13 protein-coding genes are annotated in these 15,631 nt (G+C 35.1%); 8 read left to right on the top strand and 5 right to left on the bottom strand.

Going from position 1 to position 15,631, the window contains the following annotated elements:
- The first annotated feature begins 185 nt into the window (after positions 1-185).
- The 5 genes from H2O64_RS24345 (at position 186) to H2O64_RS20335 (ending at position 9,906) form a co-directional block, all read left to right on the top strand.
- Positions 186-3,332, top strand: coding sequence for a UvrD-helicase domain-containing protein (locus tag H2O64_RS24345; protein ID WP_317173850.1), 3,147 nt, complete (start codon positions 186-188; stop codon positions 3,330-3,332).
- 202 nt (positions 3,333-3,534) lie between these two features.
- On the top strand, positions 3,535-4,728 hold the full coding sequence (gene kbl, locus H2O64_RS20350; protein WP_187564073.1) for a glycine C-acetyltransferase: 1,194 nt from the start codon (positions 3,535-3,537) through the stop codon (positions 4,726-4,728).
- A gap of 120 nt (positions 4,729-4,848) precedes the next feature.
- Positions 4,849-6,219, top strand: a complete 1,371-nt coding sequence (locus H2O64_RS20345; protein WP_187564072.1) for an OmpA family protein — start codon at positions 4,849-4,851, stop codon at positions 6,217-6,219.
- 70 nt (positions 6,220-6,289) lie between these two features.
- Positions 6,290-9,055, top strand: coding sequence for a PD-(D/E)XK nuclease family protein (locus tag H2O64_RS20340; RefSeq protein WP_187564071.1), 2,766 nt, complete (start codon positions 6,290-6,292; stop codon positions 9,053-9,055).
- A 5-nt stretch (positions 9,056-9,060) separates the two neighbouring features.
- Positions 9,061-9,906 carry an alpha/beta hydrolase family protein gene (locus H2O64_RS20335; RefSeq protein ID WP_187564079.1) on the top strand — a complete coding sequence of 282 codons (846 nt, stop codon included), beginning with the start codon at positions 9,061-9,063 and terminating at the stop codon, positions 9,904-9,906.
- Here the strand turns inward: H2O64_RS20335 and H2O64_RS20330 are convergent.
- The 5 genes from H2O64_RS20330 to H2O64_RS20310 form a co-directional block, all read right to left on the bottom strand.
- On the bottom strand, positions 9,896-10,630 hold the full coding sequence (locus tag H2O64_RS20330) for a nucleotidyltransferase domain-containing protein (protein WP_187564070.1): 735 nt from the start codon (positions 10,628-10,630) through the stop codon (positions 9,896-9,898). The genes H2O64_RS20335 and H2O64_RS20330 overlap by 11 nt on opposite strands.
- Positions 10,631-10,650: 20 nt before the next feature.
- Positions 10,651-10,932 carry a hypothetical protein gene (locus tag H2O64_RS20325; protein WP_187564069.1) on the bottom strand — a complete coding sequence of 94 codons (282 nt, stop codon included), beginning with the start codon at positions 10,930-10,932 and terminating at the stop codon, positions 10,651-10,653.
- A 251-nt stretch (positions 10,933-11,183) separates the two neighbouring features.
- Positions 11,184-11,339 (bottom strand): hypothetical protein, encoded by a 156-nt coding sequence (locus H2O64_RS20320; protein ID WP_187564068.1) that lies wholly within the window; start codon positions 11,337-11,339, stop codon positions 11,184-11,186.
- Between the two features lie 18 nt (positions 11,340-11,357).
- Complete coding sequence (locus H2O64_RS20315; protein WP_187564067.1) at positions 11,358-11,528, bottom strand: hypothetical protein; 171 nt, start codon at positions 11,526-11,528, stop codon at positions 11,358-11,360.
- A gap of 143 nt (positions 11,529-11,671) precedes the next feature.
- Positions 11,672-12,466, bottom strand: coding sequence for a universal stress protein (locus H2O64_RS20310; RefSeq protein ID WP_187564066.1), 795 nt, complete (start codon positions 12,464-12,466; stop codon positions 11,672-11,674).
- A gap of 202 nt (positions 12,467-12,668) precedes the next feature.
- On the opposite strand from H2O64_RS20310, the gene H2O64_RS20305 reads away from it, so the two are divergent.
- The 3 genes from H2O64_RS20305 to H2O64_RS20295 all read left to right on the top strand — a co-directional run bounded on the left by H2O64_RS20305 (position 12,669) and on the right by H2O64_RS20295 (position 15,601).
- Positions 12,669-13,178, top strand: coding sequence for a GNAT family N-acetyltransferase (locus H2O64_RS20305; protein WP_187564065.1), 510 nt, complete (start codon positions 12,669-12,671; stop codon positions 13,176-13,178).
- On the top strand, positions 13,175-14,509 hold the full coding sequence (locus H2O64_RS20300) for an MATE family efflux transporter (protein ID WP_187564064.1): 1,335 nt from the start codon (positions 13,175-13,177) through the stop codon (positions 14,507-14,509). Before H2O64_RS20305 ends, H2O64_RS20300 begins: the two co-directional genes overlap by 4 nt.
- Positions 14,510-14,833: 324 nt before the next feature.
- Positions 14,834-15,601, top strand: coding sequence for an enoyl-CoA hydratase/isomerase family protein (locus tag H2O64_RS20295; protein WP_187564063.1), 768 nt, complete (start codon positions 14,834-14,836; stop codon positions 15,599-15,601).
- Positions 15,602-15,631 lie beyond the last annotated feature (30 nt).

Raw genomic sequence — 15,631 nt, 5'->3', positions numbered from 1 at the left:
ACTGTAAACTAACTTCGCTTTTTTATTGTGACCGTTTTTAATCTCAATTAATCAAAGCTTGAGATCAAAACAAAATTAGACCAAAAAGAAAATCGCCTAAAAATTACTTTTTAGACGACCTCTTTTTGTTTTACGTCCACTTTACAATTTAGATTATATTTGTAGCTATCACTAAACTTCTTTTTGTGTCTACACCATTTATCATTTACAATGCTTCCGCCGGTTCTGGAAAAACGTATACACTCGTTAAAGACTATTTGCGCATCCTTTTAAACACAAATCATAAAGAAGCTTACAAACAAATTCTTGCGGTTACTTTTACAAATAAGGCTGTCGCCGAAATGAAAGCGAGAATCATTCAAAACTTAAATGCATTTGCATTTGATGAAGAAAGTACGAATGCGCCGATGTTTATAGAATTAGCTGAAGATTTAAAATTGCATCCCGCGCAATTGCAGCAGAAAGCCAAAGAAGTGCTCAAAAGTATTTTACATAACTATGCTTTTTTTGAAGTTGCCACAATTGATAAATTTACACATAGCGTTATCCGAACATTTGCATACGACTTAAAACTTCCGTTGAATTTTGAAGTAGAACTCGATACAGATGCATTGCTAAACGAAGCTGTTGATCAATTGATTTCAAAAGCGGGTGAAGACAAATTAATTTCAGAAGTCTTGATCGATTTTGCACTGGAAAAAGCAGACGACGATAAAAGTTGGGACATTGCTTTTGACTTGAATAAAATTGCAAAACTATTGCTAAATGAAAATCAAGAACCACATCTTCGAAAACTAAAACACAAAACACTTGAAGATTTTAGCGAATTAAAAAAATTGCTTAAAACTAAAATCAATACAACTTCCGAAGAACTTTCCAACGCAGGAAAAGTAGTATTGGAACTCATACAAAGTGCCGGATTAGAATTTGATGATTTTCTTCGTAAAACCTTACCAAACCACTTTCAGAAAATTGCCGATAAAGATTTTGACGAAAAACGCTTGTACGGAAACAAACTAGCAGAAGCTTTAGAAAACGGAACTATCTATAAAAAAGCGTTAGATCCTGCGAAAGCCGCAACTATTGATTCATTATTGCCACAACTCAACGATGTCTATCACAGTTGCAAAGCGAATGTGTACGAATTAAGTTTTTTAAGAAATTTCTATAAAAATGCAACGCCTCTTTCTGTGCTAAACGCGATTCAGCACGAACTGGAAATCATCAAGGAAGAACAAAACTTATTGTTGATTTCGGAATTCAATACGTTAATTAGTGAAACTATTAAAGACCAACCTGCGCCATTTATTTATGAGCGTTTGGGTGAAAAATACAAACATTATTTCATTGATGAATTTCAAGATACATCAATCATGCAATGGGAAAACTTAATTCCATTGATTTCAAATAAGCTACAAACTGAAGTTTTAGCAGGAAAAAGCGGTTCGTTAACCATTGTTGGCGACGCAAAACAATCTATTTATCGTTGGCGTGGTGGAAAAGCAGAACAATTCATTGGGTTGAATCATGAAGTTGATCCTTTTATGGTTGGAAAAGAAAAAGTTGAATTACCTAGAAACTACCGCAGTTACGAAGAAATCATCAACTTTAACAACAGTTTCTTTCAACACATTTCAAAATTTTTCAGCAACGAAAAATATGGTGACATATATAAATACGGAAGTGCGCAATTGACAAACGACAAAAAAGGCGGATTTATTTCCTTTGATTTTATAGAAGCCAAAACGGTTGAAGAAGAATTTGAGATCATTCCTGAAAAGGTAATTTTAAAAATTCAAGAATTATTAGAAAAAGGATTTCAATACAAAGATATTTGTGTGCTTACGCGAAGAAAATCGGAAGGAATTGCCATTGCAGATATTTTATCGGCACATCAAATTCCGATCATTTCGTCGGAAACCTTGCTCATCAAACGTTCACCAGAAGTGCAATTTATCAATGACGTGCTTCGCTTGGCGATTCAACCAAAAAATAACGAAGTAAAGCTGCATTTATTGAATTATCTGGTAACAGAAAAACTAGCTATTTCACAAACACATCAATTTTTAAAAACACATGTTTCGCTTGAACCTGAAGCATTATTTAAAGCGCTAACCGAATTTAATTTTGACTTTACGTATTTCTTGCAATTATCATTGTACGAAGCCGTAGAATATTGCATTCGCGCGTTCCATCTTACGGACAAATCAGATGCGTATTTGCAATTTTTCTTAGATTTTGTATTGGAATATACCCAAAAGAAGCAACTCGGTTTTGCAGGCTTTTTAGAACATTGGGAAAAGAAAAAAAATCATTTAAGCATTGTGGCTTCTGGTTCGGAAAATGCAATTCAGATTATGACGATTCATAAAGCAAAAGGATTGGAGTTCTCTGTGGTGATCTTTCCGTTTGCAAACACAGATATTTACAAAGAAATAGAACCAAAATTGTGGTATCCGATTCCAAAAGAAGAGTTTCATGGTTTTGAAGAAGCGTATTTAAACTTAAATAGTTCCATTCAAGAATATGGCGAACTCGGCGCAACTTTATATCAAGAACGCCAATCGGAATTGGAATTGGACAATTTCAACATCTTATATGTTGCGTTTACACGAGCTGAGCAACAATTGCATGTGATTACCAAAAAAGAAGTTGATCGGAGCGGAAACGAACGTTTGCAAACATTTTCAGGCTTATTTATCAATTACTTGAAAGAAAATAATCATTGGAATGATGAATTAACAACCTACACATTTGGTGATTCTGAGGAAAATCTAGCGAAAGCGAATAATTCAGCACAAATTAATACGATTGTACAAGAGCAATTTATCAGCACCGCAAAAGAAGATCATAACTTACATTTACTCACCAAACAAGGATTATTGTGGGATACAACGCAGGAAGAAGCGATTGAAAAAGGAAACTTAATTCATGATGTATTGGCGCAAATAAAATATCCATCGGACATTGATTTTGTGTTGGACGAATATATTTCGAAAGGAATAATTGACGAGCAACAGCGTGAAAAATTGTCAAAAAGTATCAATCGTGTAATAAATCACCCTGAAATTGCGCCGTATTTCAATCAAGATGCAACAGTTTACAATGAAAAAGACATCATTTCAAAAGCTGGAAAAATAATGCGTCCTGATAGAATCGTTGTCAATCCAAACAACGAAACGACAATTATTGACTACAAAACAGGAATGCACAATCCATTTTATGTAGAACAAGTGTATGAATATGCAGATACATTGGTAGAAATGGATTTTAATGTCACAAAAAAAATCTTGTTGTACATCAATGAAGAAATTGACATAAAATATATATAATACCAGTTGTTGTTTGAATTTCCTGAATAAGAAAATAATGATTTTTTTCTTTATTCGAGTTAAAAAAGGAAAGCATAGCCTTAGCTACGGTTTCTGTTTTTAATAAAGAGGAAAGGGAAAAAGGGTGTTTTATTACAGTAAATTCAAATGATAAATGGTATAACTCAAAAATCGTAGCTATTTTTGTAAAAAATTAAACAACATGTACGGAAGTATACAACAACACTTAGAAAAAGAACTTCAAGAAATTAAAGATGCCGGACTTTATAAAAAAGAACGCATCATTACTTCACCACAAGGAGCTGAAATTACTATAAACACTGGCGAAACCGTTCTTAACTTTTGCGCTAATAATTACTTAGGATTGTCTTCGCATCCAGATGTAATTCAGGCAGCAAAAGATACGATGGACACGCACGGATTTGGAATGTCGTCTGTTCGTTTTATTTGTGGAACGCAAGACATTCACAAAACATTAGAGAAAAAAATAGCAGAATATTACGGAACAGAAGATACCATTTTATATGCCGCTGCTTTTGATGCTAATGGTGGTGTTTTTGAACCTTTACTTACGAAAGAAGATGCAATCATCTCTGATTCGTTAAATCATGCTTCTATTATTGATGGTGTTCGTTTGTGTAAAGCGGCGCGTTATCGCTATCAAAACAATGATATGGCAGATTTGGAAAAGCAATTGCAACAAGCAAATGCAGATGGTGCACGCTTTAAAATCGTTGTTACTGACGGAGTTTTCTCCATGGACGGATTGGTAGCACCTTTAGATGAAATTGCTGTATTAGCCGAAAAATATGATGCCATGATCATGATTGACGAATGTCATGCTACTGGTTTTATTGGCGAAACAGGACGCGGAACATTGGAAGAGAAAAATGTAATGGGACGCATTGACATCATTACAGGAACACTTGGAAAAGCAATGGGCGGCGCTATGGGCGGATATACCACAGGGAAAAAAGAAATCATTGAAATATTACGCCAACGCTCAAGACCGTATTTATTTTCAAACTCCCTAGCTCCTGCTATTGTAGGCGCATCTATCAAAGTATTTGAGATGTTAGCAACCGATACAACTTTACGTGATCAGCTAGAAGAAAACACCAACTATTTCAAAAAAGGAATCAAAGACGCAGGTTTTGATATCGTAGATGGCGACTCGGCAATTGTACCAGTTATGCTCTATGATGCGAAGCTTTCGCAAATAATGGCTGATAAACTACTAGAAAAAGGAATCTATGTAATAGGTTTTTTCTATCCTGTAGTCCCTAAGGGAAAAGCAAGAATACGAGTACAATTATCTGCCGCTCATACGAAGGCTCACTTAGACCAAGCTATTACTGCGTTTACAGAGATTGGGAAAGAATTAAATGTAATTTAAAAGCTTAATTACAAATATTTCTTAAAGGATTCTAAAAAAATTAATATATTTGTCTTTGTTAATAAGTATTAACAACTTACATTTGTCCTTTAATTAACACTTAAAATTAAATAATTAAACATGAAACATCTTAGCAGATTTTTAGTTGCTTTGTTGCTTGTAGTAGGATTCAGCAACGTAAAAGCTCAAGACTCAAATAACCCTTGGCAAATTAATGTAGCCATAAATGCAGTTGACTTCTATCCAACAAATGATATGGAAGCAGCAGGTATTACGGGTAAATGGTTTGACGAATATTTTAACGTAGGAGACCATTACAACATCCTACCAACACTTTCTTCAATTAGTGTTTCTAAGTACGTTGGAGACGGATTTTCTGTTGGATTAAGAGGTTCGGTAAACAAAATTGAAAAGTACGGTGACGCCAAAGTAGAAGATTTAACTTACTACGGATTTGACGCACTTATCAAGTACAACATTAACGAACTTTACAACATGGGGAAATTTGATCCTTATGTAGAAGTTGGTGGAGGTTACACTTGGGTTGATAATGTTGGAGCTGGTACAGTAAACGCAGGTTTAGGTATTAACTACTGGTTCACAGAAAACATTGCATTCAACTTACAAACAACTTACAAGCATTCTTTCGAGGATTATTTAGCTCCTCACTTCCAACACATGGCAGGTATTGCTATCAAGTTTGGTGGAAAGGATTCTGATGATGATGGAATTTTTGACAAAGATGACGCTTGTCCAGATGTAAAAGGTTTACCAGAATTTAATGGTTGTCCTGATACTGACGGTGACGGAATCGAAGACAGTAAAGATGACTGTCCTGATACTGCAGGTTTAGCTGCATTAAACGGATGTCCTGATACTGACGGTGACGGAATTGCTGATGGTAAAGATGACTGTCCAGAAGTAGCAGGTTCTGCTGCAATGAACGGATGTCCTGATACTGATAGTGACGGAATCACTGACGCTAAAGATAACTGTCCTACTGAAGCTGGACCATCTGCAAACAAAGGTTGCCCATGGACTGACAAAGACGGAGACGGAGTATTAGACAAAGATGATAGATGTCCAGTAGTAGCAGGTGTTGCTGAAAACGACGGATGTCCTCCAATCGCTAGAATGACTGAAACTGAAATTACAGTATTAGATAACTTAGCTAGAACTGTATACTTCAACTCAGGAAAAGATTCTTTCAAAGCTGAAACGTACGTTATCTTAGACAAGATTGCTGAATTATTGAAAGGTTTCCCAGACGAAAAATTCACAATTGGTGGTCACACTGATAGTGTTGGTTCTGAAGCGTTAAATATGAAATTATCTCAAGAAAGAGCTAACGCAGTTAAGAAATACCTAGAAAGTAAAGTAAGCAACACGTTTACTGCAACTGGATACGGTGAATCTGATCCTATCGCTTCTAACAAAACTAGAAAAGGTAGAGCACAAAACAGAAGAGTAGATATTAAATTAGTTAGATAATTAATTTAAACTCAAAATAACTTCATAAAAAACGCCTCGATATCTCGAGGCGTTTTTTTATTTTTACAACATGAAGTCATTCCTTTCTCATGTTGTTCACTATATTTTAGAAAACAATACCGACATAAGCCATCTTACATTGGTATTGCCTAGCAAAAGAGCAGGCGTTTTCTTAAAACATGAACTTTCACAACAAATTCAAAAGACTTCCTTTGCACCTGATATTCTCAGTATAGAAGAATTGGTGGAACAAATTTCTGGATATACAGCTGTAAGTAATACCGAATTACTCTTTGAATTTTACACCGTATACAAAGAACTCACACCAAAAGAATCGCAAGAACCTTTTGATTCCTTTTCAAAATGGGCGCAAATATTACTACAAGACTTTAATGAAATTGATCGCTATCTGATTCCGCAAAAGGATATATTTAATTATTTAGGTGCAATTCAGGAAATCAATCATTGGTCGTTGGAAAAAGAACCAACAACCTTAGTCAAAAACTATCTTACGTTTTGGAATAAGCTTGAAGACTATTATAACGCACTGACCGAAAAAATCACGCAAAAAGGAATTGCCTATCAAGGTTTGGTCTACAGAGAAGCGGTTGACAGTTTAGAGTTCTATCTCCAAAAAAACGAAGACAAAAAACATTATTTCATTGGTTTCAATGCGTTGAATACTGCCGAAGAAAAAATCATTCAAGAGTTTTTAGAAGTTGGCTTGGCAGAAATTTTATGGGATACGGATCACGTATTTTTTGACGATCCCGAACACGATGCAAGTTTGTTTTTGCGCCGCCATCGTTATGACTGGAATTACTTTAAGAAGAACGACTTCTCGTGGGTTGCGGATAATTTTTCAAGTAAAAAAAATATTGAAATCATTGGTGTTCCCAAAAATGTAACGCAGGCAAAACACATTGGAGAAATTCTACAAGAATTACAACAAAAAGAAGAAACACTACAAGATGTTGCAGTGGTTTTAGGTGACGAACAATTACTAATTCCGTGTTTAAACTCATTGCCGATCGAAATTGAAAAACTCAATATTACGATGGGTTTTCCACTAAAAGATATTCCACTGGCAACCACATTCAATAATTTATACCTACTTCAAGAACATCATCGAAACGATACATTTTACTATAAAAATATCATCAATGTGCTTTCAGACACAAATTTGCGTCCGCTATTTCAACAAGAAGACACAAACTTAGCGGCTGACATCATTCAGTACATTCAAACAAACAATATCATTTACGTCAATACGGAGTTGATTGTAGAACGATTTCCTAAAGACATTCAAGATATTGCCAAAATGCTTTTTACCTATTGGAACAACAAACCAAAAGTGGCAATTCAACATTGTATCACATTAATTCGTCGCTTAAAAACTACTTTGATTGAACATCGCGAACAACATTTGTTAGCACTAGAATATTTATATCGTTTCAACGAAGTATTCAATCAATTACAACTGTTGACCAAACAACACAATTACATCACAGATATAAAATCGTTATTAGCGCTGTACAAAGAAATCATCAGTACAGAAACGCTCGATTTTAGAGGTGAGCCGCTTCAAGGATTGCAATTAATGGGAATGTTAGAAACACGCGTTTTAGACTTTAAAACCGTGATTCTTTCCTCGGTAAACGAAGGAATTTTGCCTTCTGGAAAAAGTAACAATTCCTTTATTCCATTTGATCTAAAAAAACAGTTCAATCTCCCAACATACAAAGAAAAAGATGCCATTTACACGTATCATTTTTATAGATTATTGCACAGAGCTGAAAACGTATATTTACTATACAATACCGAAGCTGACGGTTTGAATGGTGGCGAAAAAAGTCGTTTCTTGATGCAATTAGAAACCTACGCAATGCCAAATCATACGGTTTCGCAACATGTCGTCATTCCGAAAGTGCCAAAAATTGAAAACCATTTGCAAGTCGTGCAAAAAGAAGCGCATATTTTAGAGCGCGTCAAAGAAATTGCAAACAAAAGCTTCTCGCCTTCTGCGTTGACTTCCTATATTAGAAATCCCATCGATTTTTATTATCAAAAAATATTGGGCATTAAAGAATACGAAGCTGTTGAAGAAACGGTCGCAGCCAACACACTCGGAACTGTGGTTCATGATACGTTGGAGTTGTTGTACAAACCTTTTGAAGGAAAAATTATTGTGGTAGCAGACATCAAAGCGATGTTTAAAAAAGTAGAACCATTAGTCACGGAAAATTTCAAAAGAACATATGGAGAAGGAAATATCAAACGTGGAAAAAACCTCATCATTTTCAAGGTTGCCAAACGTTATGTCACCAACTTTTTAAATCAAGAAATACAAACGTTACAAACAGGCAAAACATTACGAATTCTACAAATAGAACAAACATTACAAGCCAAAGTAGACATTCCTGAGCTTGATTTTCCCGTATATATTGGTGGAAAAGTAGATCGTGTGGACGAATTGGACGGCGTGATGCGAATTATTGATTATAAAACAGGAAAAGTGTCGCAAGGCGATGTAGAAATTGTCGAATGGGATTTGCTTACGCAAGATTATAAATACAGCAAAAGCTTTCAAGTATTGGCGTATGCCTACATGATTTATCAAAAACAACCATTTCAACAAGATACCGAAGCCGGAATTATTTCTTTTAAAAATTTACAAAGCGGATTTTTAAAATTTGGAACGAAAGATAAACCTGGAAGTCGCACCAAAAACCAATTGGTAACTTCGGAAACTTTAGATGATTTTTTGATCGAACTCAAACGACTCATTCTTGAAATTTGCAACGAAACCATTCCATTCACTGAAAAAGAAGTCTAATCATGATGCAGAAGCTCAAAAACAACGTTTTAACACGCAATAACCAAAAAGATATACTAGTTGATTACTTTTTTACAAAGAACGATCAAACAAAGCCTATTGTGATCTTTTGTCATGGCTACAAAGGTTTTAAAGATTGGGGCGCGTGGGATTTGGTTGCGGAAGCTTTTGCCGATGCTGGATTTTTCTTTTTGAAGTTTAATTTTTCGCACAATGGCGGAACGATCTCGGAACCAATTGACTTTCCTGATTTAGAAGCATTCGGTGAAAATAATTATACCCAAGAACTCAACGATCTGCAATTCGTGATCGATTACGTTACAAATACTACTTTTGAATTTTCTGATGAAATAAACACTGAACATAGCTCACTTATTGGACATTCCCGCGGCGGCGGAATCGTAACTATAAAAGCCACCGAAGAAGCCAAAATTACGAATGTGATTTCTTGGGCGGGCGTTTCAGACTACGCGTCACGTTTCCCGAAAGGAGAAGCTTTAGAACATTGGAAAAATACTGGCGTTATGTATGTTGTAAACGGCAGAACGAAGCAAGAAATGCCGCATTTTTATCAGTTTTTTGAAGATTTTAAAACAAATGAAACACGTTTAGACATTCAGAAAGCAACAAAAAACATACAAATTCCGCATTTAATTGTTCACGGAACAACAGATCCTGCGGTTCCGGTTGAAGAAGCAAATGAATTACATGCTTGGAATCCAAACAGCAAATTACAGCTTATTGAAAATGCCGATCATGTTTTTGGCGCGAAACATCCGTGGAACGAAACGTATTTACCAAAGGATTTGGAAGCAGTTGTAAATGCTACGATTGATTTTATCAAAAAGTAAAATCCTCTAAAGAAATAGTTCCGATTTTAGTTTCCAAATGTTCGTATAGTTGTTTTAGATTTGTCTTTTTTACTTCTTGAATCGCTTGTTTAAAAAATGATTTAAAAAATTCATCATCAATATTTTGCATTTGATGTAACTTTCTAAATTCTTCTGAATAAAAATACGCTTCTAGTTTGTCTTCTAAAATATATTCTGTTCCTAAAATATTGGTGTACGTTTGTAAAGTATTCTTCAAAAAACAAAAATAATTATACGAGAAAAAGCTTGATTCTTTAGAGAGTTTCATCACTTTTTCATACTGATTTCTGAGTCCGTAGCGCACTCTATTCAATTCGTATTGCGAAAGCTTTTTAAAAGGTGTTTCAATGATTTTTGCAGCAAAATTTTTGATAGCAACATCACTGTCCGGTTTCTGATATATAATAGTTCCTGTTGCTAACAATCGGGCTTCAAACTTACTTCCATTCGCAAATTGCTGTTCAATGAGTTTTTTATAATTACGTTTTGTGTGAGTTGCATAAGAAAATTGATAACCTTCTAGTGTTTTTATTCTTCTTTCAGAAATTGTAGAAGTGTTGGAAAGAATAATTCTGAGATCAATATCTGATGTTTCGGTAGCTGTGCCTAAAGCATAACTTCCGCAAAGAATCATCAGATCAATCTCAGAACTATAAGATAATTGATTTAAAAAATTTTGAAATAGTGTGGTTTCAAAACTCATAATTAAAAAATGGATTAAGATTATGAACAGTCATAACTTACACAATCTGCACTAGGACATCCGTCTGTAGGATACCCACAATTTGCAGTAATGCAATTAGGGCGAGATGCTGTTCCGCCGCCACCGCCGTCACATCTTATGGTTCCACAATCACAATGGGTTCCATCTGACACACAATCGTTCGGATCGCACGAAAAGCAAACCGTTAACGTTGCTACTCCACCAACTACTGAGTTAGTGAAATTTAGATTAGAAACTTCAAACTTGTTAAGCTTCAATTTTCCATACTTTTTCTTTTTCATAATTAAATGTTTTAAGAATTAAACTGATCCTAAGTTAAAGTCGAAAATTGAAAAAAAACAGCTTTTATAGTCGTAATTATTTAAATACGAGTGCAAAAAAAGCGAGCCGAAGCTCGCTCTAAATACGTTGTAATCTTTTATCAGGCAATAATACTATGCCAAAATAATAATATATTCTACCGTTGTGAGTCCACCGCTAATCTCATTAGCATGCTGAACTTCATATTGTGTTAATTTTTCTAGCATAACAATTATCTTACTTTATTACACGTTTCTGGATGACAGGTATAATCTGGATGCGTATCACCGCTTCCGCTATCGCGCCACATTCCTTTAATTGCTTGATTTTGAAAATTACTAATTACTCTTTTTTGTAAGCGTAAGCTTTTTAAATTTCTTTTTTTCATAATTAATTCGTTATAGGTTTATCTTTCTTGATTATTACATGTTTCATGACACGTGTATATAATTGCTGTATCACCACTACAATTCGGATCGTCCGAACCTCTTCTCAATTGTCCTTTTAAAGCGTCAATTTTTAGATTACTAATTACGTTTTTGCGCAAGTGTAAACTCTTTAAATTTCTTTTTTTCATGGTATTCTGTTTTAGTTAATACCTAAAAGTACAAAAAATTATATGGAGTAGCTTCCGCATTTTTATAATGCAGACAACTAATAAAAAAAGCCATTCAAAATAATTCTTGAATGGCTTTCTGTATATATATTATAAAATATGTCTTATTCTGTTCCTTTCAAAACCAATAACGGCAAGCGACTTTCAAAGTCAACTTTTTTGATAGAATTTTGTTCCCACAATTTTTTAAAGAATCCGCGTTTACGTCTGAACACACAAATTAAATCTGGATTATTTTCGTTTAAATGCTCCAAAACTCCTTGAAACAAGGTTGCGTTTTCTGAACTCTTATACGCAGATGTAATGGCTGCTAACTCTGAGTAAAACTCTAAATCTTCAGGTAAAAAATCGGGCGTTTTTACTTGTAACAAACGCATCTTTGCCCCAAAAGCTTCCAGAATTTGCTCTAACGGCTCTAAAGTTTCTTTGCGCTTAATAACTCCTGATTTTATAGCAGTTAATACCTTTTTAATTGGCTTAAACGCATATCCTTCTGGAACAACCAACACAGAAATATCGGTTTGCTTCACAATACTTCCTGAAGTAGTTCCTAAAAACATCTCTTCTTTAATAGACGTACTTCTTGGCCCAAGAATAATTAAATCAATTCCTAGTTCTTTATCAATGGAGTTAATACTATCAAGTACATTTCCTTTTGCTGAAATAATAGAAACATCTACGTTCTTAAGATCAACACTAGCTACGACTTCTTTTACATAACTTGCCGTCTCACGACCCACAATATCATCTACATTCAAAATTGTTCCTGCTTTCGAAAGCACTTTAAAAGCTCTAAACACAAATACTTTTGCATTGATTACTTCTGCAAAATCAATAGCATATTGCAATGTATTCTTTGCATTCTGAGAATCTCCAATAGGAACTAATATATTTTTCATCTGTTTATTTTTATGTATTAATTCAGTCAAAGAAAAAATTTACCAAAAATCACGTAAGTTGCTAATAACTATATGATATGACGCATTTCATTGTCCTAAATTTCTGCAAAAATAATCATTTTTTAATTCTAAGATCGATTTTCTATTTTTTATACCTCAAAAAATAAATATCTTTAAAACAAAAAATCACACCAAAACATCCATGAACTTACAAATTCGCAGGGCTACTTTAGCAGATATTGATGCATTATTAATCATTACCAAAGCCTGCGCTAAAAACATGATTCAAAAAGGAATTTTTCAATGGAATGAAAATTACCCTAACAGAAATGCTTTTTCAACCGATGTGCATCGAAATGAATTGTTTGTTTTGTTTGATCCTTCACAAATTGTAGGTTGCATTGTCATTTCTACTTTTATGGATGAAGAATATAAAGCTGTTGATTGGCTTACGCCAGATGGTGCAAATCTATACATTCATCGGTTGGCGGTTCACCCAGAAACGCAAGGAAAAGGATACGCACAGCAGTTAATGCAATTTGCAGAAAACTATGCCATAGAAAATAATTATCGTTCCATAAGATTAGATACGTTCAGTAAGAACCTTAGAAACCAAAAGTTTTACGAACTTCGCGGCTATAAGAAATTAGGAAACATACACTTTCCCAAACAAACTGTATATCCTTTTTACTGTTACGAATACATACTTTGAAAACACGTATCACCAACGCAGACATCAACAGACTCGCAATTCCCGCATTAATATCAGGAATTGCAGAACCATTATTGTCTATCACAGACACAGCAGTTGTTGGAAATGTGAGCATAAACGCTACGGAAGCTTTAAGTGCTGTCGGAATTGCAGGTGCGTTTATTTCCATGCTAGTGTGGGTTTTTGGACAAACCCGAAGCGCCATTTCTGCATTAGTTTCACAATACTTAGGCGCTAACAAACTAGAACAAATCAAAACCTTGCCCGCGCAAGCTATCGGAATCATTCTGACAATTAGTATTGTATTAATTGTAATTACCTATCCGTTTGCCGAATACATTCTGAATTTTTACAATGCAGAAGGCATCATTCTAGACTATAGCAGTTCGTATTACAGAATCCGAATCTTTGGATTGCCTTTTACGCTGCTCACTTTTGCCATTTTTGGTGTATTCAGAGGTTTGCAAAACACCATGATTCCTATGATTATTGCCATCTTTGGGGCATTACTCAATGTGGTTTTAGACTTTGCATTGGTGTATGGAATAGAAGGATACATTCCTGCCATGCATGTTGATGGCGCAGCATACGCGAGTTTAATTTCACAAATATGTATGGCGTTATTAGCGGTTATATATATGATAAAAAAGACACAAATTCCATTAAAAATACGATTACCACTTCATAAAGAGTTGCCAAAACTTTCTGTGATGATTCTCAACTTAATCATTAGAACCATTGCGTTGAACGTCGCTTTATATTTCGGAACTTCATTTGCCGCAGCTTATGGTCCAAAATACAGTGCTGCCTATACTATTTTACTAAATCTATGGTTTTTTGGCGCCTTTTTTATTGATGGTTATTCCAGTGCTGGAAATATCTTAGCAGGAAAACTCTTTGGCGAAGAAAATTATGAGGAATTGGTAAAACTCAGCGTACGATTGACAAAATATGCCGTTGTTGTTGGTTTGCTCATGTTGGTTATTGGCGGAATCTTATACTATCCTATTGGGCGAATTTTTACAAAAGAACAAGCTGTTTTAGAAGAATTCTATGCAGTTTTCATCTTAATTCTTGCTATGCAACCGCTTTGCGCCCTTGCTTTCATCTTTGATGGAATCTACAAAGGATTGGGGAAAATGGCAACTTTACGAAACGTATTACTCATTGCTACCTTCGTGGTGTTCATTCCAACGATCTTTATTTTAGATGCGCTTGATCTAAAACTATACGCCGTTTGGATTGCATTCACACTTTGGATGCTAGCACGTGGTTTCCCGTTAATCATTATCTTCCGAAGAGAATTTATTCCGAAAATTTCCAAAAAGTAGACTTCGACTCCGCTCAGCCTGCTTTTTCAGACTTCTTTGACTTACTTGGATTGTTGGACTTATTAGATGCTTACTGTTAACTAAATTTAAAATTTATTCGTTTTTGCGAGAATTTTGAAAAAATTCGTGGCAATCTGTTACTCTTATATCCAAAAGTGTAATCTTAAATTAAATTTAGAATGACAATGCGATAAACTAATTTTTTTAGACTTGTTGGACGGTTAGATTTTGTCTGTTCGAGCGCAGTCGAGAACTACTTCTTTCTACAAAGATTGAATGAACGAAATTATCTTCCTACTTTTGTTAAACACGAAAACAAATCCCATGACCACAACAAGAACCAACGGAAGTTTATACACCAACATTCAAAACAACATCGCAACGATTGAATTTGGACATCCTGCAAGCAATTCTTTTCCTGGTGAGTTACTAGATCGATTGACCAACGAATTGAACAACCTTAGAGAAAATGACACTGTAAACGTGATCATTCTCAAAAGTGAAGGCGATCGTGCTTTTTGTGCGGGTGCTTCTTTTGATGAACTCGTCGCGATTGAAAACTTGGAAGACGGAAAAAAATTCTTTAGCGGTTTTGCAAACGTAATCAACGCCATGCGAACCTGTGGAAAACTCATTATTGGTCGTGTACAAGGAAAAGCTGTTGGTGGCGGCGTTGGCTTAATTTCCGCTTGTGATTATGTATTTGCAACGGAAGCTGCTTCTGTAAAACTCTCAGAATTAATGATTGGAATTGGTCCTTTTGTCATTGCGCCTGCGGTTCAAAACCGAATTGGAAAAGCAGGTTTCTCCGAGTTAAGTCTCGCGCCAAGCGAATGGAAAACGGCGTATTGGGCAAAAGAAAAGGGCTTATTTGCCAAAGTATTTGAAACCCAACAAGAGTTAGACAACGAAGTAGAAATCTTCGCAGCAAAACTCGCTTCGTACAATCCGGATGCATTGGCTGGTATGAAAAAAATATTGTGGGAAGACACCGAAAATTGGGATGCGCTTTTATCCGAGCGTGCTGAACTTTCAGGAAGGTTGGTTTTATCAGATTTTACTAAGAATGCGTTGGCGAAGTTTCGGAAGTGATTTTTAGGCTTCTTGGACTGGCTTAGATTA

Origin of the sequence: Kordia aestuariivivens, assembly GCF_014397005.1 — a bacterium.
GTDB classification, from domain to species: domain Bacteria; phylum Bacteroidota; class Bacteroidia; order Flavobacteriales; family Flavobacteriaceae; genus Kordia; species Kordia aestuariivivens.
The sequence above is the reverse complement of the archived record's forward strand: the minus strand, read 5'-3'. Positions and strand labels throughout refer to the sequence as shown.